The sequence below is a fragment of the Pelodictyon clathratiforme genome, assembly GCF_982375515.1.
This window is the reverse complement of record NZ_OZ455102.1, coordinates 1,206,998-1,226,206: the sequence shown is the minus strand read 5'-3', so window position 1 is coordinate 1,226,206 and position 19,209 is coordinate 1,206,998. Positions and strand designations below refer to the sequence as shown.

The 19,209-nt window shown below is 47.6% G+C and carries 20 protein-coding genes and 2 tRNA genes; 10 read left to right on the top strand and 12 right to left on the bottom strand.

Features of this window, described 5'->3' with window-relative positions:
* Positions 1 to 326 precede the first annotated feature (326 nt).
* Entirely contained in the window at positions 327 to 545 is a 219-nt protein-coding gene (locus AC56AD_RS05960; protein ID WP_223294021.1) for a cation transporting ATPase C-terminal domain-containing protein, read from the bottom strand.
* On the opposite strand from AC56AD_RS05960, the gene AC56AD_RS05955 reads away from it, so the two are divergent.
* Together AC56AD_RS05955 and AC56AD_RS05950 are read left to right on the top strand one after the other, a co-directional pair.
* A complete protein-coding gene (locus AC56AD_RS05955; protein WP_223294052.1) occupies positions 456 to 698 on the top strand; it encodes a hypothetical protein in 243 nt (80 codons plus the stop codon). The two genes, AC56AD_RS05960 and AC56AD_RS05955, sit on opposite strands and share 90 nt — an antisense overlap.
* Positions 699 to 776: 78 nt before the next feature.
* On the top strand, positions 777 to 2,039 hold the full coding sequence (locus AC56AD_RS05950; protein ID WP_012507948.1) for an NRAMP family divalent metal transporter: 1,263 nt from the start codon (positions 777 to 779) through the stop codon (positions 2,037 to 2,039).
* A 3-nt stretch (positions 2,040 to 2,042) separates the two neighbouring features.
* Here the strand turns inward: AC56AD_RS05950 and AC56AD_RS05945 are convergent, their stop codons facing one another.
* On the bottom strand, positions 2,043 to 2,225 hold the full coding sequence (locus AC56AD_RS05945) for a hypothetical protein (RefSeq protein WP_190274031.1): 183 nt from the start codon (positions 2,223 to 2,225) through the stop codon (positions 2,043 to 2,045).
* Here AC56AD_RS05945 and AC56AD_RS05940 point away from each other — a divergent pair.
* The gene (locus AC56AD_RS05940) at positions 2,185 to 2,469 is read left to right on the top strand and encodes a hypothetical protein (protein ID WP_150085611.1); all 285 of its coding nucleotides are present in this window, start codon (positions 2,185 to 2,187) and stop codon (positions 2,467 to 2,469) included. The two genes, AC56AD_RS05945 and AC56AD_RS05940, sit on opposite strands and share 41 nt — an antisense overlap.
* Here the strand turns inward: AC56AD_RS05940 and AC56AD_RS05935 are convergent.
* From AC56AD_RS05935 to AC56AD_RS05910, 6 genes are all read right to left on the bottom strand, one after another.
* On the bottom strand, positions 2,440 to 2,742 hold the full coding sequence (locus AC56AD_RS05935; protein WP_083765310.1) for a type II toxin-antitoxin system RelE/ParE family toxin: 303 nt from the start codon (positions 2,740 to 2,742) through the stop codon (positions 2,440 to 2,442). The genes AC56AD_RS05940 and AC56AD_RS05935 overlap by 30 nt on opposite strands.
* On the bottom strand, positions 2,696 to 2,956 hold the full coding sequence (locus AC56AD_RS05930) for a CopG family ribbon-helix-helix protein (RefSeq protein ID WP_012507946.1): 261 nt from the start codon (positions 2,954 to 2,956) through the stop codon (positions 2,696 to 2,698). Before AC56AD_RS05930 ends, AC56AD_RS05935 begins: the two co-directional genes overlap by 47 nt.
* A gap of 329 nt (positions 2,957 to 3,285) precedes the next feature.
* Positions 3,286 to 3,358: transfer RNA gene (locus AC56AD_RS05925), tRNA-Pro, on the bottom strand.
* 18 nt (positions 3,359 to 3,376) lie between these two features.
* Positions 3,377 to 3,449, bottom strand: a tRNA-Arg gene (locus AC56AD_RS05920).
* A gap of 90 nt (positions 3,450 to 3,539) precedes the next feature.
* Complete coding sequence (locus tag AC56AD_RS05915) at positions 3,540 to 4,175, bottom strand: flavodoxin family protein (RefSeq protein WP_041526727.1); 636 nt, start codon at positions 4,173 to 4,175, stop codon at positions 3,540 to 3,542.
* Between the two features lie 173 nt (positions 4,176 to 4,348).
* Complete coding sequence (locus AC56AD_RS05910) at positions 4,349 to 4,519, bottom strand: hypothetical protein (RefSeq protein ID WP_190274030.1); 171 nt, start codon at positions 4,517 to 4,519, stop codon at positions 4,349 to 4,351.
* 52 nt (positions 4,520 to 4,571) lie between these two features.
* Between AC56AD_RS05910 and AC56AD_RS05905 the strand changes: the two genes are divergently transcribed.
* Positions 4,572 to 6,413 (top strand): ATP-binding protein, encoded by a 1,842-nt coding sequence (locus AC56AD_RS05905; RefSeq protein WP_012507944.1) that lies wholly within the window; start codon positions 4,572 to 4,574, stop codon positions 6,411 to 6,413.
* Between the two features lie 139 nt (positions 6,414 to 6,552).
* On the opposite strand, the gene AC56AD_RS05900 is transcribed toward AC56AD_RS05905, so the two are convergent.
* The 4 genes from AC56AD_RS05900 to AC56AD_RS05885 are packed head-to-tail and all read right to left on the bottom strand — an operon-like array spanning position 6,553 to position 9,952.
* The gene (locus AC56AD_RS05900; RefSeq protein WP_012507943.1) at positions 6,553 to 7,941 is read right to left on the bottom strand and encodes an FAD-dependent oxidoreductase; all 1,389 of its coding nucleotides are present in this window, start codon (positions 7,939 to 7,941) and stop codon (positions 6,553 to 6,555) included.
* Positions 7,942 to 7,972: 31 nt separating this feature from the next.
* Positions 7,973 to 8,587 (bottom strand): recombination mediator RecR, encoded by a 615-nt coding sequence (gene recR / locus AC56AD_RS05895; RefSeq protein WP_012507942.1) that lies wholly within the window; start codon positions 8,585 to 8,587, stop codon positions 7,973 to 7,975.
* Between the two features lie 6 nt (positions 8,588 to 8,593).
* On the bottom strand, positions 8,594 to 8,929 hold the full coding sequence (locus AC56AD_RS05890) for a YbaB/EbfC family nucleoid-associated protein (RefSeq protein ID WP_012507941.1): 336 nt from the start codon (positions 8,927 to 8,929) through the stop codon (positions 8,594 to 8,596).
* Between the two features lie 39 nt (positions 8,930 to 8,968).
* Positions 8,969 to 9,952 carry a transketolase family protein gene (locus AC56AD_RS05885; protein WP_012507940.1) on the bottom strand — a complete coding sequence of 328 codons (984 nt, stop codon included), beginning with the start codon at positions 9,950 to 9,952 and terminating at the stop codon, positions 8,969 to 8,971.
* Between the two features lie 71 nt (positions 9,953 to 10,023).
* Between AC56AD_RS05885 and rsmA the strand changes: the two genes are divergently transcribed.
* The 6 genes from rsmA to scpA all read left to right on the top strand — a co-directional run bounded on the left by rsmA (position 10,024) and on the right by scpA (position 19,047).
* On the top strand, positions 10,024 to 10,812 hold the full coding sequence (rsmA, locus tag AC56AD_RS05880; RefSeq protein ID WP_012507939.1) for a 16S rRNA (adenine(1518)-N(6)/adenine(1519)-N(6))-dimethyltransferase RsmA: 789 nt from the start codon (positions 10,024 to 10,026) through the stop codon (positions 10,810 to 10,812).
* Positions 10,813 to 10,982: 170 nt separating this feature from the next.
* On the top strand, positions 10,983 to 12,905 hold the full coding sequence (locus tag AC56AD_RS05875) for a propionyl-CoA synthetase (RefSeq protein ID WP_012507938.1): 1,923 nt from the start codon (positions 10,983 to 10,985) through the stop codon (positions 12,903 to 12,905).
* Entirely contained in the window at positions 12,902 to 13,309 is a 408-nt protein-coding gene (gene mce / locus AC56AD_RS05870; protein ID WP_012507937.1) for a methylmalonyl-CoA epimerase, read from the top strand. The genes AC56AD_RS05875 and mce overlap by 4 nt, the downstream gene beginning before the upstream one ends.
* Before the next feature lie 28 nt (positions 13,310 to 13,337).
* The gene (locus tag AC56AD_RS05865) at positions 13,338 to 15,140 is read left to right on the top strand and encodes a carboxyl transferase domain-containing protein (RefSeq protein WP_012507936.1); all 1,803 of its coding nucleotides are present in this window, start codon (positions 13,338 to 13,340) and stop codon (positions 15,138 to 15,140) included.
* A complete protein-coding gene (locus tag AC56AD_RS05860) occupies positions 15,137 to 16,912 on the top strand; it encodes a methylmalonyl-CoA mutase subunit beta (protein WP_012507935.1) in 1,776 nt (591 codons plus the stop codon). The genes AC56AD_RS05865 and AC56AD_RS05860 overlap by 4 nt, the downstream gene beginning before the upstream one ends.
* Positions 16,909 to 19,047 carry a methylmalonyl-CoA mutase gene (scpA, locus tag AC56AD_RS05855; protein ID WP_012507934.1) on the top strand — a complete coding sequence of 713 codons (2,139 nt, stop codon included), beginning with the start codon at positions 16,909 to 16,911 and terminating at the stop codon, positions 19,045 to 19,047. Before AC56AD_RS05860 ends, scpA begins: the two co-directional genes overlap by 4 nt.
* Positions 19,048 to 19,209: the final 162 nt, after the last annotated feature.

Genomic DNA, 19,209 nt, shown 5'->3' with positions numbered 1-19,209 from the left:
TTGAATTAAAATGATTACAAAAATAACATTGCGCCTGCAATCCGAGGCAATGGATTTTTTCAGCTTACCTCGTAACGAAAAGAACAAGAAAAATTTATCATGATCTGGCGTTATGCTTGTGATTGTCTGAGATATTTTTCACTGTCCATTCCACACTATTACGAAACATAGCCTTGCTGAGAGGAGATCCCTCTTTTCGACATATTTCGCAAGAAAAATCAAGGCTGCCAGTTATTTCTTTGGAACTGGAAACAGAAAAAATGCAGTTCAAGTGATCAATGGCTCCTTTTCAAATAACAGAAAACCGATTTTTGTTGCGGACAAAATCACATGCGTTTCCTCGATAATCTGGATGCGACAAACCACTTCACCGCTTCAAAACAGGGCACACTCCCGATACCAGCAACAATACACAGAAAAAGATAAAGGGAATGTAAGGCAGAAAATCTGAAAAGATGAACAAAAAAAGGAACATAAAGGACAATCCCCAAAAAAAGGAGTGCACCGGCAACCACCGGAAAGACAACTCCATTGGTCAAGCGCATGGCAGAAAAAAAGTCCGGCTCCAGGAGCGGTTGGTCAGAATCAGAGCAAGATTGGAAATCATCAAATCCTTCGGTTTTCATTGCCAGCAATCAGATGCGATCATTATCCCTGGAAAGAGGCTGTCACTTGTAGACGAAAATGCACCCGTTTAGAATATAGGCAAGGGTTTTTGATATTTTCCGAATACGGGTCAACCGAACTGTTTCAATTCTGCAAATGAGCTTATGAAGATGAAACCAAAAGCAAAAAAAGAGGGCCTGATACAACGGTTCTGGGGAAAGCTTGGTCCGGGCCTGATTACCGGAGCAAGTGACGATGATCCTTCAGGTATTGCAACCTACACCCAGGCAGGAGCAGCATTTGGGTCGCAGTTACTTTGGAGCGCCCTTGTAACCTATCCATTGATGGTCTCCATCCAGGAGATGTGTGCACGTATCGGACTGGTTACCAACCACGGCCTTACCGGCGCCATAAAGCGCTATTATCCAAAATATTTCCTCTATGCCATTCTTTTCATCAGTTTTCCCTCCATTACCCTCAATATCGGTGCCGACATTGCCGGGATGGGAGCTGTTGGCAATCTTCTCTTCCCTGCTATACCTGGTTTTTTTTTCTCGCTCCTGTTCACAATGCTGATTCTCTACAGTGTCATTTTCTGGTCATACCATAAAATAGCCCTTATCCTGAAATGGCTCTGCCTCACCCTGTTCAGCTACATCCTGATACCCTTTCTCATTGATGTCAACTGGCCCCAGGTACTCAAGGATACCGTTTTGCCAACAGTTACACCCGACAAGGCCTATTTTATGGCGCTGGTTGGCATTCTTGGCACCACCATTTCACCATATCTTTTTTTCTGGCAAGCATCCATGGAGGTTGAAGAACGACATGAAAAGCGGCTGATTGTAGACAAAAGAAATATGGACAACATGGAAGCTGATGTGAAGGGAGGGATGCTCTTTACCAATGTGGTCTTTTACTTCATCATTCTGGCGGCAGGAACGGTCTTGTTCAACGCTGGCATTCATCATGTCAATACTGTAGAAGAGGCTGCACGGGCACTGCGTCCTCTTGCCGGAGACCAGGCCTATCTCCTCTTTGCACTCGGAGTCATTGGTACAGGATTTCTTGCCATTCCGGTGCTTGCCGGATCATTGAGCTATATGATTGCAGAAACATTTGGCTGGAATGAAGGATTTGACAAAAAATACTACGAGGCGCCTGGATTTTACCTGACAATGGGACTCTCTCTCGTTATTGGTCTGCTCATTCATTTCATCGGTATAAGCCCTATCCAGGCTTTGATATACACCGCTGTACTTTATGGAGTAACCGCACCGGTACTTATTGCCCTGATTCTGCACATCTGCAACAATAAAAAAATCATGGGAAAATATACCAACAACGGCTGGTCCAATTTTTTTGGTATTGCAACATTTCTGATGATGACCGTCTCATCGCTCTTCCTGCTCTGGTATACGCTCGGCAACTGACTTTTACCATGCGGAGACCATGCTGCAAACAAGGTGCTTTTCATCAACGCCATCAACGAAGTGACCTGCGAACGGACGCAGAGCTTTTTGACGGATGAACACATCGAACGCGTTGTCGCCGCATGACACACCTTTGCCGATGAAGATGGATTTGCCCGTGTGGCTACCCCCGAAAGTTTGTTCCAAGGCGTACAATGTTCGGGAAACGCCGCGCCTGAACCCGGAGATTAGGGCTCAGCAGAATCGGGCCGATAAGGCGTTCTACCGTCTTCGTACCAGTTCGCTCTCGGTGCAGAGTGAAGGGCTTGTTCAGGCCAATGAGCTGCGCAACTCGCCTACCGACGTGATATCGAAAGCCAAAAAAGACCTCCGCCAACAGAACTGGCCTGGAAACACGGTTTCACCGGCTCTGCGCTGTGTGGAATATTGACAGTACAGTAATCGTCTTGTTATCCGAAGTGTAGATAACGCAGTATGGTACATCAGAGAAGTAGAGTTCCCTGGTATCAGTTAATATGCCAGGCTTTGCGCTCTGAGGATGTGCAGGCAACTGCCTGGTGATCTTATTCAAAATGGTGATGATAGTTTGCTGGGCTGCTCTTTTGCTGGTCTGGCCAATATAGGACTCTATCTCACGAAGAGAATCCTTCGCCTCCTTAGTCAGGACAATTTTCAAGCTCTGCCTCCAATTCAGCAATAACATCTTCAATAGGGGTTACTCGACCAGCTTTCATATCTTCCAATCCCCTCTGAATGCTTTGAATCTGCCACTCGTTATAGTTCAGGTAAGCTGAAACAGCCTCCTCCAGGACAAACGTTTTCGTCCGTCTGGTCGCTACGGCAAGAGCAGTAAGGCGGTCATTGGTCTCTTTTGGAATCTTGAAGGTGACTTGTTGCCGTTTTGTTTTGGTCGTCATGATCTACCCTCTGTTGAATGAAATGGTAATTTGATGCACTTCGTTAAGATACGCCCTTTGTGCAAATTTCCGATACATGCACGTTACAACTTTATCTTGTCCAGATAGTCTGGCCCAAGCTTGCATCATCCTTCTGCTCTCCTCAAGACGCTTCGTCCTGACTTTTTGAAGGCATTAACGTCGTTTACAGGAATAACTCTTCAAAGCTTACCAAAAACAAGCGGATTATAACGAACAATACAGCATGAAAGCGAACAACGGAAAAGCAAAAACCCCTGCTTGTACAGGGGCTTGCGGACACTATGGAACGCCATGGAACTACTCTTGTGTCGGGGTGGCGGGACTCGAACCCACGACCTCTGCGTCCCGAACGCAGCACTCTACCAACTGAGCCACACCCCGAAATCTCTTATTCTCCTGTGCCCTTGGGCAGATTCGAACTGCCGACCAATAGTTTCGGAAACTAGTACTCTATCCACTGAGCTACAAGGGCCTGCTGACAATTCACTGAATCGAATCAGGGGATTGAAGATAAGAATTTCCACAGAAAAGTAAAGACAATTTTCAAGCTCGAAATCGGCGGTTATCGGATAAAGCTCGTGAAAACCTTTTTGACTGGTTCCGGACCGGGAAGCAGTACTTTTGTCTGCTCACGCATTTTGAGCAACCAGGCCATATTTCGTCCAAGTACATCCATAATCTGGACACCTTCGCCATCCTGCAACACTTCACCAGGAGCTCTTCCGTGGGTAATATTCCAATAGTTTGAAGTTGCAAGAATCATTTCTGCATAGGTCAGATAATGGTTCAGGCTGTCGAAGGTGGATGATCCTCCAGTACGACGAACAGCCACAACTGCGGCTGCCACTTTCTGGCGGAACAAGCCGCCATTGGCTCCGGCTACATAGAATGCCCTGTCAAGAAAACATTTCATGGTACCGGCAATACCTGCATAATAGACCGGGGAGGCAAGGATAATACCGTCAGCAGCCTTCAGTTGCTGAATCCATTCATTCAATGGATCCGTCGTAATGGTACATTTTTCATCCCTGTTTTTAGCGCATGTTCCGCAAGCCAGACAACCTCTTACAGCCTGATTGCCAATATGAAGGATTTCAAAAGCAATACCGTTTTCCTGTAACTGCCGACCAACTCCCATCAGTGCATGATAGGTATTCCCCTCTTTGCGAGGACTCCCGTTAACTGCTATAACTTTCAATGTTACGTTGTTTTTATTATGAACCTGCCGCCGCATTCAGCTTTAACTCCAAAAATTAGAATAAATAACGGCAATTTGAAAAGCACTCGCTTAGAATTTATAACTACCCATTTAAACGTAAAATATTAATATATTAGAAACGACGTGAATTTTTTTATTGGTTAAGCAAAAAATCACTCTTCAACTTCATCCTGCAGAATGACTTTTTGTTGACATTTACCGGAGGGTCTTGTTGTCGGAAAATGGCGATTCCGCTTCCTCCCGGCAGACCAGGCGGAATTGTAGCCTATCAGAAAAGCAGCAGACGAAACGATTCTACGGGTCTGCCTCGAATTGCTGCTCATCCAGTGCACTGTTTTTGCTTCCCAATGGCTGACCTGTTGTTAATAATTGTCCATGAAAAACAAGAAAATAGTTTCTGATGAGTTTCCGGCGACTGAAAAGTGCCAGCAAGCGCGAAAAAAATCGCTTGACGCAATAATTCAGAAAAAACAAAAGGCAGCACTCCCTTTGCACGACAACACGGTATTGGACTACAAAACCTCACACAGAAATCTCATCGATTACATGCGAAATGGTTACGTTTATGGCAAAGTCATTTACGAAAAGAGAGCTGCGATCGATTTTATCCATCAAGAGGTTAACACTGGTTATGAGACCATAACCGGTTTGAAAAATGTTATTGGAAAAAAAATATCCGAGATTTTTCCGGACATCAACAAGACTCAGTCGAAGTTTCTCGAAAAACATTTTCGGGTAGCCGAAACAGGAATTCCTGATCGGTTTGAAATCTATATTGAACATTTGAAAAAATGGTTTGACGTTTCCGTATACTGCCCGCAAAAAGGATATTTCGTTTCGATGTTCGATGAAGTCACCGAACGCAAGTACTACGAATTTCTCCTGACATTCCGGCTTCGCATTCTCCAGATGGCTGAATGCTCATCGGTGGAGCAATTACTGCAGACAACTCTCGACGAGGCTGAACAAATAACCCAAAGCAGGATTGGATTTGCTTTTTTTGTAGCAAAAGATCAGATGTCACTTTCTCTGCAGTCAGTCTCAACCAATACCGAAAAAGTGATCTGCCCAGGAAAAGAAAAGAGAAAGCATATACCGTTGGATAAGTCTGGAATATGGGCTGATGCCATACGAGAGCAAAGAGCAGTGATGAACAATTATGAGCCAGCAATCAAGCATTACATGGGGATGGCAAAAGAATGCGAGACAGAGCTCATACGTGAACTGGTGGTTCCTGTCATTCGGAACGACAGGATAGTTGCTACAATGGGTGTTGGTAACAAACCCGAGCCATATGATGGGAACGATGTGCGCTGGGTAACTATACTTGCCAACCTGACGTGGGATATTGTAGCAAAAAAAATTGCCGAAGAGGAACGGGAAAAACTTCAGCAGCAGCTTCAGCAATCACAGAAAATGGAGATGGTCGGCCAACTTGCCGCTGGCATGGCTCATGAAATCAACAATCCCCTGAATTTCATCGCTATCAATTTTGCAAATATTCGGGAGATTACCTCTGACTTGCGAATTATACTGACAGAGTACAAAATAGTAACCCAAAAATTTGAGGATGGAACGCTCTCTCCACTCGACGTACAAAAACTGCGCAAAAGAGAGTCCGAGCTTAATGTAGAGATGCTGATTGATGATATTCCCGAGATTATAGTCGAGTCCCAACGTGGCTTCGAACGCATTACCGCAGTCATCAACAGCATGAGAAACTTGTCGCACCGCTACGCAATAGACAAGAAGATTCCTTTCGACATCAATCAAGGGATCATCGACACCCTCACCATCGCACGTCATGAATACAGCTCTTGCGCAGATATTAAGACCACCCTTGGAGAGTTACCGCTTATCGCCTGCAATCCGGAACAGATCAATCAGGTCTTTCTCAACCTGATTATCAACAGTGTCCACGCCATACAGTCCCAGAAACGACATGCAAACGGAACCATCACCATTCAAACATGGTTCGACAGCAGCAATGTTTACTGTTCAATTGCAGATGATGGTCCTGGCATCCCTGAAGCAATCCAAAAAGATATTTTCAACCCTTTTTTTACCACCAAAAACTCACGAAATGGTACCGGACTGGGCTTAAGCATTTCCTGGGATATTATTGTCGTCACACACAAGGGAACTCTCGCCTTCACTACGCCAGCAGAAGGTGGCACAATTTTTACCTTGTCACTGCCACGCACAAATGATGATTAAACCGTGACAGTATGCGTCAATCCCGAGTTTTAGGAGGAGGGCGACATCAAGTCATTGATGACTGAAACGATCTATATAAATGCATTTTATCGTATGTTTAAGTGCTCTTTGGGTACCTCGGGAAAGAAAAGCAATCTGGCTAACCCTCTCTCAACCTGGCATCTTTCACAATCCCATCCACAGCAAGATTTGCACTCATCACGGCACCACCCATAGAGTCGTAATAGAGTTGCTGAGAAAATCCGCCTGCAAGAAAAAGGTTTCGGATCGGTGTTTTCTGTGTGGGACGGTACTGCTCCATGAAAGGTAGTGGCGCATAGACCGATTGGGGAATTTTGACTACTGTTGACTTCAGAATTTTTGCGCCGTGTGACGTTTCTGGATAGCAATTTCTGACACTCAAGTCAACAAGGCGGATAATCTCCTCCTTTGAGAGTGCAATAAGATCTTTTGCCGGAGCTACACAGAACTCGAAACGGGTTTTGCCCTTGAAGGGTTCTCCTCTGAGTGTTGTGTATTCAGGTGTGGTACGGGCAAGGTTGGCATAAACAGGAATGACTCCATCAGGAGAGAAAAGCACATTATCGGCAGAGGTAATTTCACGGTCGTACCAGATCTGGACAGAAATCACAGGAACCCCTTCAAGCTTGTCAAGATCACCAAAAAACGGGTCATGGCGTTTGAGATTATCAGGCAAAACCCTTTTCAGATTATGAATCGGCAGTGCGCAAAGGTAGTAATCGGCTGTCAGAATCTCGCCATTGCGAAGCTGAACGCCATTAATTTCAGCGCCATCGAAAAGCAACTCATCGACAACTGTTCCATTCTTGAAAATTGCTCCCCTCGATTCCGAGTAGTCAATAAGGGGCTGTGTCAGATATTCTTGGGGAGATCCTTTGAGAAAGCCCATTCGGGAGGCATCAGGAATGCGGTAAAAAGTCTCGGTAACATCAAGGATAATCTTGGCAGAAATCTCTTCGGGCGGAATAAACTTCAGGGCAAGAGCCATCGGACGAAACATCTTCTCAAGAAGTCGATTGCCAAATTTTTTCTCTTTTGCCCATTCGGTAAAGGTCAGATGATCCTGTGTTGGAGGATACTTCTCTTTTTTCAGTGCGAGAGGAATCAGAGATTTCGCAAACGCCACCATTTCGCCAAAAGTAAAATAGCCATTTTTGACAATCGCAGGCAGAAGATGCAATGGACTGGGAAGATCCCAGGTATGAAAGGTAAAGCGCTTTCCTCCCTCAAGGGTATAGGTGAGCTGGTGCTCTTTCCAGACAACAGCATGAGCGGTTTTGATCTCTTTCATAAGATCGTAGAGTACACTGTAGGCACCGAAAAAACAGTGGGTTCCTGATTCGATCCAGTCACCCTCATCATCTTTCCATGCCGATACTTTCCCTCCGAAGATCGTTCTTTTTTCAAGTACCTTTACCTGAAACCCGTTATCGGTTAAACGTTTGGCGGCAGTCAGACCTGCAAGGCCACCACCAAGAATCAACACTGACTTTTTTTCTGAGCTCATTATTCGGAATTGAAACGGCATTTAAAAAACGCTATACAACCGTGCGTCCTTCCATTGCCCGTGAAAGGGTTGCTTCATCGATAAATTCAAGCTCCGCTCCAACTGGAATCCCGCGAGCTATTTTTGTAACATGGATGCCAAGTGGCTTGAGAAGCTTGCTGAGATAGAGCGCTGTTGTTTCTCCTTCAATGGTCGGATTCAGGGCAAGAACAACCTCCCTGACTGCTGGACTCTGCGGCATTGTGAACCGCAACAACAGTTCCCGCACCTTGATGTCGTCAGGACCAATACCATCAAGGGGTGAGATAACTCCATGCAAAACATGGTAGAGCCCCTTGTAATGGCCGGTTTTTTCAAAAGCGAGCATATCAACGGGAGATTCGACAACGCAGATCACTGAACGGTCACGTGCCTTGCTGGTACAGAGTGCACAAGGATCGACGCCGACATCAGTGATGTTCTGGCAAACAGAACAACGAATAACGTTATCTTTGGCTTCAAGCAGGGCTTCGGCCAGCCTTTCTGCCTCAGCTCTTGGCTCACGCAAAATATACATGGCAAGACGCTGGGCAGTTTTGCGTCCGACACCAGGGAGTTTTGCAAATTCATCAATAAGAGATTCCAGGGCAGCCGAAGTATAACGCATGAAAAATTATTGACCGAGGTTCAGGTTTTTGAGAATATCCGCAGGATTCATCATCCCTCCGGTCACCTTGGATATCTCTTCCTGTGCAAGCCTTGCAGATTCATCCAGAGCATTGTTCACTGCAGCCAGAACAAGATCCTGCACCATTTCCGCATCATCCATGATGTCAGGATCAATAGTCAGGCTGAGCAGCTTCTGCTTGCCGCTGACACTGACTTTAACCATGCCACCCCCGGCTTCACCATGAGCCACAATCTTTTCAAGCTGTTTCTGTACATCCTGCATCTTTTCACCAGCCTGCTGGATCTGTTTCATCATATCACCTAAATTCGGCATTGCCATCTGATCTTATCTCCTGTAGATTGTATAGAATTATTACCGTCAACTCTTTCTGCGCAGAGCGATGTAAATTTTTTCAAGAATGTCTCCGGTTGTCAGCCTGTATTTTTCCAGAAGCTCATCAGCTTTTCCTGACTCGCCAAACTGATCTTCAACTCCGACCATCTCAATCGGTACCGGAATATTGAGAGCACAAACATGGGCCACTGCATCACCAAGACCGTTAAAGGTCTGGTGCTCTTCAGCCGTAACAAGAGCGCCGGTATCATTGGCCGCGCGAACGATAGCAAGCGTATCGATTGGCTTGATCGTGTGCATGTTGATCACCCTGACGCCAACCCCCTCTTTTTCAAGTATACGCGCAGCTTCAAGAGCTTTCCAGACCATGATACCACAGGCAATGACGGTAACATCTTTTCCTGGATGGAGCTCGATCGACTTGCCGATTTCAAAGCCATCCTCGTCAAGCGAAAAATCAGGAATGTTCGGCCTTCCGAAACGAAGGTAGACTGGCCCCTGATGCTTCACAATGGCCCTGGTCGCACGAATGGTTTCACTGTAATCGGCGGGCACAACTACCGTCATTCTTGGCAGACCACGCATAAGGCCAATATCCTCAAGAATCTGGTGGGTAGCTCCATCTTCACCCAGTGTCAGCCCTGCATGTGAAGCGCAGATCTTTACATTATGATTTGAATAACAGACCGACTGGCGTATCTGATCGTAAACCCTGCCAGTAGCAAAGACGGCAAACGTTGCTGCAATCGGTATTTTGCCTGTTGTCGCAAGACCGGCAGCCATGGAGATCATGTTTGCCTCAGCGATCCCTGTCTGGATAAAACGGTCGGGAAAAGCATCGCGAAATAAATTCATATTCAGGGAGCCCGTCAAATCGGCGCACAGAGCGACAACAGAACTATCCTCCCTGCCTATTTCAAGCAAAGCTTCGCCAAACCCGGTACGGGTAGCTTTGTTTCCCCGCGAAACATATGGCGAAGCCGGAACCCCGATGTTATTTTCTTCCATTACTTCCAGAATAACTTAAATTGTGAAAAGTACTTCCGCTTGGCTATGGTACTCAAAAAAATGCAAACCCCATGAGAAAAGTTGTTGAATATAAGCATACAGAAATAGCAGTAAAAAAAAAATTAGGTCAAAACTTTCTCACAGACCGTAATATCACAAGAAAAATAGTAATTGCATCAGGCGCCACTCCCCAAGATAACATTCTTGAAATTGGCCCTGGATTCGGTGCCCTGACAAGAGCGATCATGGAATTCTGCCCACTCTTCACCGTCGTCGAAAAAGACCACAAACTCGCGGACTTCATCCGATCTGAATATCCACAACTCAACCTCATTGAAGGCGACTTTCTCGAAACCGATCTTGCCGCACTCGCACACGATAAACCACTCAAAATACTCGGCAACATCCCCTACTCCATCACGACACCGATCCTTTTTAAACTGCTTGAACACCGTCATACTTTTTTTTCAGCAACACTGATGATGCAGCATGAAGTCGCCATGAGAATTGTTGCACATCCAAGCACAAAGGATTATGGCATTCTTGCTGTTCAGATGCAAGCTTTCTGCGATGTCAACTATCTTTTCAAGGTTGGACGCAAAGTCTTCAGACCACAACCAGGTGTCGACAGTGCTGTTTTGCAGATGACTCCAAAAAACAATGTCCCCTTGAACGATGCTGACGGGTTCCGTCGCTTTGTCCGAATAGCTTTTCACCAGCGCCGAAAAACCCTGCTGAACAATCTCAAAGAGAGCTATAACCTTGAATCAGTAGCAAACCATACCCTGAAACTGAGAGCCGAAGCACTCTCAGTTGAAGATTTTTTTCAACTCTTCAGAGAGCTGAAACCACTGACCTGACAAATGATCATTGAACTACTGTCTATTTTTGTTAACATTGGGTTTTAATTTTAAAAAATAAATCAGTCCACTCAATGTTCTGCCGCCATCATACCGTATGTCCGTTCTTTCTGAATAAACCGTCCTCCCTTTTATTTTATTAACTCATTTTTTTCCAGGGGGTTATTCGTATGTCGCAGTCCTTCAGCACCGTCTATCAGCACTCAATTCAGAACCCGGTAGCATTCTGGGGAGAAGCCGCAGAAAAGCTTCATTGGTACAAGAAATGGAACACCGTTCTGGATACCAGTAACCCGCCTTTTTATCGATGGTTTGCTGGCGGAATGACCAACACCTGTTACAATGCCCTGGATCGCCATGTTGATGAAGGACGCGGTAACGATTTGGCTGTTATTTTCGACAGTCCGGTAACAGGTACAAAACAACGCTATACTTTTCGGGAGTTCCGGGATATCGTGGCGCTCTTCGCCGGTGCATTGCAATCGAGAGGAGTTCGCAAGGGTGATCGCGTGATCATCTATATGCCAATGATCCCCGAAGCCGTAGTTGCCATGCTTGCCTGTGCAAGAATCGGAGCTATCCATTCCGTCGTATTCGGTGGTTTTGCCTCTCATGAACTTGCCATACGAATTGATGACTGCAAACCGAAAGTGATCATTTCAGCATCCTGCGGCATTGAACACAGTAAAGTAATTGACTACAAGCGTCTGCTCGACTTTGCCATCGAGCTTGCCCACTTCAAGCCTGAAATCTGTATCATCAAACAGCGCGACCAGCTCAAAGCGGAACTCAACGAAGAGCGCGACCTGACCTGGAACCAGTCTCTCCTCGGTGCCGAACCCGCTCAATGCGTCCCTGTTGAATCTTCCGATCCCCTCTACATCCTCTACACATCGGGAACCACCGGCCAGCCAAAGGGAATCGTCCGCGATCACGGCGGCCACATGGTCGCTCTGCAATGGTCAATGAAAAATGTGTATAACGTTGAACCTGGAGAGGTTTTCTGGGCTGCGAGTGATGTTGGCTGGGTTGTCGGCCACTCCTATATCGTCTACGCTCCCCTTCTTCAGGGATGCACCACACTTATTTTTGAGGGGAAACCGGTCGGCACACCCGACCCCGGCACCTTCTGGCGAATCATCAGCGAACACAATGTCGCAGTGCTCTTTACTGCGCCAACGGCATTCCGGGCTATCAAAAAAGAGGACCCAAATGGTAACTACATCAAAAACTATGATCTCTCCAGGTTCCGGACTCTCTTTCTTGCCGGTGAACGGGCTGATCCCGATACGGTCAAATGGGCTGAGCGCAATCTGAATGTACCGGTCATTGACCATTGGTGGCAGACTGAGACTGGATGGGCTATTGCGGCAAACTGCCAGGGCATTGAACCTGGACCGGTCAAGTACGGATCATCATCAAGGGCTGTACCTGGTTATAATGTTCAGGTCGTCAATTCAGATCTGGAAGAGCTTCCCGCTGGACAGATGGGCGACATCGTCATCAAACAGCCTCTTCCTCCCGGTACCATGCTGACTCTCTGGAAAGCCGACAATCGCTTTGTCGAGACCTACATGAAACAGTTCCCCGGATACTACCAGACCAGCGATGCCGGTTATATTGACGAAGATGGCTACATCTACATCATGTCACGCACCGATGACGTCATCAATGTTGCCGGTCACAGACTCTCTACCGGAGCAATTGAAGGCGCTCTCTGTGAACATCCTGACGTTGCAGAAAGTGCTGTCGTCGGCGTTCATGACGACCTGAAAGGCCAGGTGCCGCTCGGCTTCCTCGTCCTCAAGAACAATGTTGATACCCCGCACAACCAGATCATCAAGCACGTTATTGAATACGTGCGTGAAAATATCGGGCCTGTCGCCTCGTTCAAGAGCGCCATTATTGTCGACCGCCTTCCAAAAACCCGTTCAGGAAAAATTCTCCGCGGAACCATGCGCAAAATTGCCAACAGTGAAGAGTACACCATGCCTGCAACAATTGACGATCCGGTGATTCTCGATGAAATCAGGGAAGGACTGCAGACAATCGGATATGCCATAAAGAGCAAATCAATAACAAAGGACGCATGATCAAAAAAATTGACCATATCGCGATTGCCGTCCAAAACCTTGAAAGCGCACTTGAGACGTTCCGGAACGTTCTTGGGTGCGCCAGGGAGGCGATCAGGATCGAAGAAGTTCCGTCTGAAAATGTGCGCGTTGCATTTATTTCCATTGGAGAGACAAAAATCGAACTCCTGGAACCCATGAGCAATGAGAGTGCCATTGCAAAATTTCTTGCAAAAAACGGCGACGGCATGCATCATATCGCATTTGAAACCGACGACATCGAAAAAGAAACGGAGCGTCTTCGCTCCGTCAATATCAATCCACTTGGCTTGCCAAAAGAAGGGGCAGGCGGAAAAAAAATTATGTTTCTTCACCCTAAAGAGACCAACAGGGTACTTCTTGAATTTGCTCAAAAACAGCATTAACCAATCAAGACAAAGCAGCTTGTAACCAGTGAAACATTTTTATCTGCCTTTCGAGAAAAAAGAGGGCTTCAGCTACTCACATGAGAGTATTGAACAGCTCACCGAATACGAAAAGTATCAACTCTCCTTTCACCCCGAACGCCCCAGACACCTCGATTACCTTACCGTATTTGAAGAAACTGAAGAGTGTCTGCAGAACGATCTGTACGGCAGTTGCATCATCCAGACCCATCGGGCTGTATTGCGCAATGGGGAAAACGCCTGGTGGCCTGTCATGCTGATCGGCCAGCAATCGGCACCAACCTCTGATTTTGCGCTCATGCGCCAGCTTTTGAGAAATCCTGATGAGATTGCGAAATGGAATCAGGGCATGCCAACACCGGCAGCATTTGAGAAAGCAATCAAGGCCATTGAACTTGCCGAAAAGGAACACCGTATCATTATCACCATAATCGATACCGCAGGTGCCGATCCCACTGAAGAGTCGGAAGGAGGTGGAATTGCATGGAAAATTGGTCGATGCATGCAATTGCTTGCCGAAGCAACCGTACCTACCATATCGGTGATCATCAACAGGGGATGCAGCGGTGGTGCCATTGCCCTGACCGGATGCGATGCCGTTCTTGCCATGGAATTTTCCACCTACATGGTCATTTCACCTGAAGCATGCTCTTCCATCCTTTTTCGCACAAGGGACAAGGCCAACTTTGCCGCCGAAATTTCACAGATAACAGCTCAGAAAGCGCTGAAAAACGGCATCATTGATGACATCATCATTGAACCGGATGGCCCGGCACACCATTTTCCGCAATCTGCCCTGCAGTCTTTCAAAAGCTCGATGGTAAAATGGCTTGACCAGCTCAGCAGAATACCATCCAATGAGCTTTTTGCAGAGAGAATGAAACGCTGGGAAAAGATCGGGCAGTGGGATACCATCAGCGAGGAGGAGATCATCAGCTTTGAAAAACCGGTCACCTACTTTATTCCGAAGCCAAAAAAAATACTCTTTGTTGCCCGCCATAAAAACTGTATCGACAATGCTGGTAAAAAAGTGCTTGATCCGGTACTGTACTCAAAGCTCTTTGCCGATAACTTCACCTGTGAAATATGCGGACATCGGTATGTCAGGTTGACAGCGCATGACTACATCAACCTTGTCCTCGACAACGGCTCATTCGTCGAACACCGGAATACCCGCTACATTGTTGACAAAGATATTCTGGATTTCCCTGATTACCAGAAGAAAATTGTTGAAGCACAGCGCAAAACCGGCGCTGCAGCATCCTTTATAACCGGAGACGCCACAATCGAGGGTGTGCCTGTCGTCTTTTGTGCTACCAACTTCAATTTTCTCGGCGGTTCATTCTGCATGTCGACAGCAGAAAAAATCTGGCGGGCAAGCAAAACTGCCATTGAAAGAGGTGTCCCTCTTGTTATCCAGGCTACAGGAGGTGGCGCAAGAATGCATGAAGGGTGCTCCTCCATGGTTGGACTGCCGAAGTTGCATGTCGCCATATCGAGTGTTGAAAAAGCTGGACTTCCTGTTATTACCATCGTTACCGACCCAACACTTGGCGGTGTTGCCATAGGCATCGGATCAAGGGGAATTAAACTCTTTGAACATAACGCTGGCAACATCGGCTTTTCCGGCAAACGGGTCATTGAACAATATACCGGCAAACCGACAACCAGGGACTTCCAGACTACCTGGTGGCTTCAACAGAAAGGATTTGTAGAAAATACCGCTTTGCCGACTAACCTGAAGTATAAAATTTCAGAACTTCTCAGCCAGCACAACATTGCACAAAACCAGCAGGAAGCATCGTTATGACACACTCCCGGCCTGATTCTCTTTTTTCCAGCTTCCCGCCTGTCAGTCGGGCTGAATGGAAAACCAAGGCAGTTGCCGACCTCAAAGGAAAACCTTATGAAACCATAGTCTGGCATACGCCAGAGGGTTTTGATCTTGAACCCTGGCACGCTCATGAAGAGAAAGAACAACACCTTGAGCTGCCACCCTCAAAAGGAAACAATACCTGGAAAAATTGCCACCGTATTACCGTGCATGAAGCGGAAAGTGCAAACAAAGCCGCATTAAAAACGTTTGAACTTGATGCTTCGGCAATCGAGTTCGCAGTAACGGATCCTGCGCTCTGTTCCCCGGAACAGCTCAATCGACTCTTTGCGGGAATCAACACCTCGGCGGTTGCCATCCACTTTTCAGGGAACCTCCCTCCTGCTCACGAACTGCTTGCAGCGCTTGCGACGCTTCCCGGATTTACGGAAAACAGGGGGGGGCTGCTCACCTCTTCAGCAGATCAGCCCTTTTACGAACCCGAAAAGTTCCATTCCCACTTCAGGGCACTTCCCCGCTTCAGATTTCTGGCTGTTGATACCATCCCTTTTCATGAAAAAGGCTCCACATCAACACAGGAGATTGCATTTGCGCTCGCCATAGCAAGCGACTATCTCCACAGCTTTACTGAATCCGGAGTTCCGGTGGAGAGCATCATTGCAGCGATGGAAATCATCCTTCCTGTCGGATCGAGCCACTTTACCGAACTGGCGAAACCCAGAGCCCTGCGTTACCTCCTTCAGCATCTTCTGAAGGCCTACGGTGCATCAGGATCAGCACAGCCAACTCTCTTTGCCAGAACATCAGACAGAAACCACTCTCTGCTCGATCCCTACACCAATGTGCTCCGACTGACCACCGAATCAGTTTCAGCAATTCTCGGCGGTTACGACACCCTGCAGATAGGTGCATTCGACACAGGCCTCTCTGTCAAAGCTGAAATTACAGAACGAATCACGGGCAATATTCACCTGATTCTCAAGGAAGAGGCCTCATTTGACCGGGTTGTCGACGCGGCACATGGTTCGCACTACATTGAAGCCATGACCAGAGAGCTTGCCGAATCGGCATGGACTCTCTTTAAAGAGATTGAAGCGGCAGGAGGTATGGCTGAAGCTACCGATCGCGGTGTCATTGAAACCATGATTGCCGAAGCGACCGACAAACGACGGAGAGTTCTCGAAAACCGAAAAAAAACCTTGATTGGCATCAACCGTTATCCCTGGCCTCTCACGGACGAACAGGTAGAACATATCGACGCACTTGAGCTTGCTCTGGAACAACTCCCTGAAGGTAATGAAACCGCTGGTTATGAGCTGGTACGTCTGAAAAGCCGTTCCTTCAGCCTGAAGTCCGGTCGTACACCATCCGTATTTATCTGGATGCTGGGCAACCCGGCCATAAGTTTCCAGCAAGCTGCCTTTGCCGAAGACTTTTTCAAATGTGGCGGTTTTGAGATTGCCGGACGCGCAACACTCCCTCTTGAAGAGAGGGCATACAGCACAGCCCTGCAGAATAAACCGGACATTATGGTCTTCTGTATAGCCGAAAAAGATCCTGTTCCAACAGCGGAAACACTCTGCAAGAGACTTCATACTCTCGATGGCGACATTATTACTGTCATGGCAGGAAAGCCACCCGAAGAAAAGGAACGCCTCTTCGCCGCAGGCCTCGACAGCTTCATCTATGCAGGCGTCAATGTTCTTGAAATGCTGAAATCCTACCAACGTAAAACCGGAGTGCAATGAGACCGGACTTTTCAGAGATCGATATTTTCTCTTCCGCTCCAACAGCCAATAAAACTGGCACAGAAGCTCAGCAGACAGGCTGGACAACTGCGGAAGGAATCGACATCAAATCCCTATACCGTGAATCCGATATTGGACAAGCTGAGCAACTGAACTTTGCTCCCGGTTTTGCTCCCTACATAGGTGGCCCCTACACCACCATGTACACCACACAACCCTGGACGATCAGGCAGTATGCAGGATTTTCAACCGCCGAGGAGTCGAATCGCTTTTACCGCCAGAACCTTGCCGCAGGTCAGAAAGGGCTCTCCGTCGCTTTCGACCTTCCAACACACCGTGGTTACGATTCTGACCATGAACGGGTCATTGGCGACGTCGGGAAAGCCGGTGTAGCTGTAGACTCGGTTGAAGATATGAAAATCCTCTTTGACCAGATTCCGCTTGGCGACATCTCAGTCTCTATGACCATGAACGGAGCAGTGCTGCCCATCATGGCCTTTTATATCGTTGCGGCAGAAGAGCAGGGAGTGCCAACCGAAAAGCTCAGCGGTACCATCCAGAACGATATTCTCAAAGAGTTCATGGTACGCAACACTTATATCTATCCGCCAGAACCCTCCATGCGGATTATTGCCGACATTTTCCGCTACACCAGCGAAAAAATGCCGAAATTCAACTCGATCAGCATCTCAGGCTACCACATGCAGGAAGCGGGAGCAACAGCCGACCTGGAGCTGGCCTTCACTCTTGCCGACGGCCTCGAATATATTCGTACCGGCCTGAAAACAGGTCTCGATATTGATGCCTTTGCGCCACGCCTCTCTTTCTTCTGGGCGACCGGAATGAACTTCTTTATGGAGATAGCCAAATTAAGGGCCGCAAGAATGCTCTGGGCAAAAATCGTCGGGCAGTTCAATCCGAAAAATCCAAAATCACTCATGCTCCGTTCGCACTGCCAGACCTCTGGTTGGAGTCTGACCGAGCAGGATCCCTTCAATAACATCACCCGCACCTGCCTGGAGGCTCTGGCAGCAACGCTCGGCCACACCCAGTCACTGCACACCAATGCGCTTGATGAAGCCATCGCACTGCCATCACCCTTTTCAGCCCGAATTGCCCGCAATACCCAGCTCTATCTGCAGGAAGAGAGCGATATCACCAGAAGCATCGACCCCTGGGCTGGCTCCTCGTATGTTGAATACCTGACGGCAGAGCTCGCGGCGAAAGCATGGAAAATCATCAGCGACATCGAAGAGGCGGGAGGAATGGTCAAAGCGATCGAACAAGGACTCCCAAAACTGCAGATTGAAGAGGCTGCAACCCGTAAACAGGCCCGCATCGACAGCGGCAAGGAGATCATTGTCGGCGTCAACGGCTACAAAACCACAAGCAAAACTGAGATTGAGCTGCTCGAAGTCGACAACACCCTGGTACTCGATCAACAGCTCCGGCGACTGACATCCATCAAGGCTGAACGCGACAGCGATGCTTGTGCCCTTGCACTCAAGGCAATTGAGGAGAGCGCAGCATCCGGAGAGGGTAATCTGCTTGAACTGGCCGTTGATGCCGCAAGAAAAAGAGCTACATTGGGAGAAATCTCATTCGCCTGCGAAAAAACTTTTGGAAGATATCGCGCCATAACCCGACTTAACAGCAGTGTCTATATGTCGCAGATGCAGGACAATACACTCTTTAAAGAGGCGCAGCAACTCGCCGATACCTTTGCGTCGCTTGACGGTCGCCGTCCGAGAATCATGGTTTCAAAAGTTGGACAGGATGGCCACGATCGTGGAGCAAAGGTCATTGCCGCAGGCTTTGCCGATGTCGGTTTTGACGTCGATATCAGCCCTTTATTCCAGACACCTGAAGAGGTGGTGCAGCAGGCACTCGACAACGATGTGCACCTGATCGGCATATCGAGCCTTGCCGCCGGCCACAAGACCTTGATCCCGAAAATCATCGAAGAGCTAAAAGCCCACAATCGGGAGGATATCCTTGTCATTGCAGGAGGCATCATTCCCGAAAAAGATCACGCTTTCCTCTATGAAAAAGGGGTGGCAGGCATCTTCGGACCGGGAACCGTCATTGCCGAAGCGGCCATTACGATTTTGAAAAAATTGATCGCACAGGTGTAACCACACTGTAGGGGGCACGGCATGCCATTTGTGGGGATACGGCATTTGTAAGGGCACGGCATGCCGTGCCCCTACGACGATTAATATTTGTGCGTTGCCTGAAAGACGTTGGAAATTGCACGTAAAACGTTGATATCGATTTCTGAATTTTGACCCTTTGCG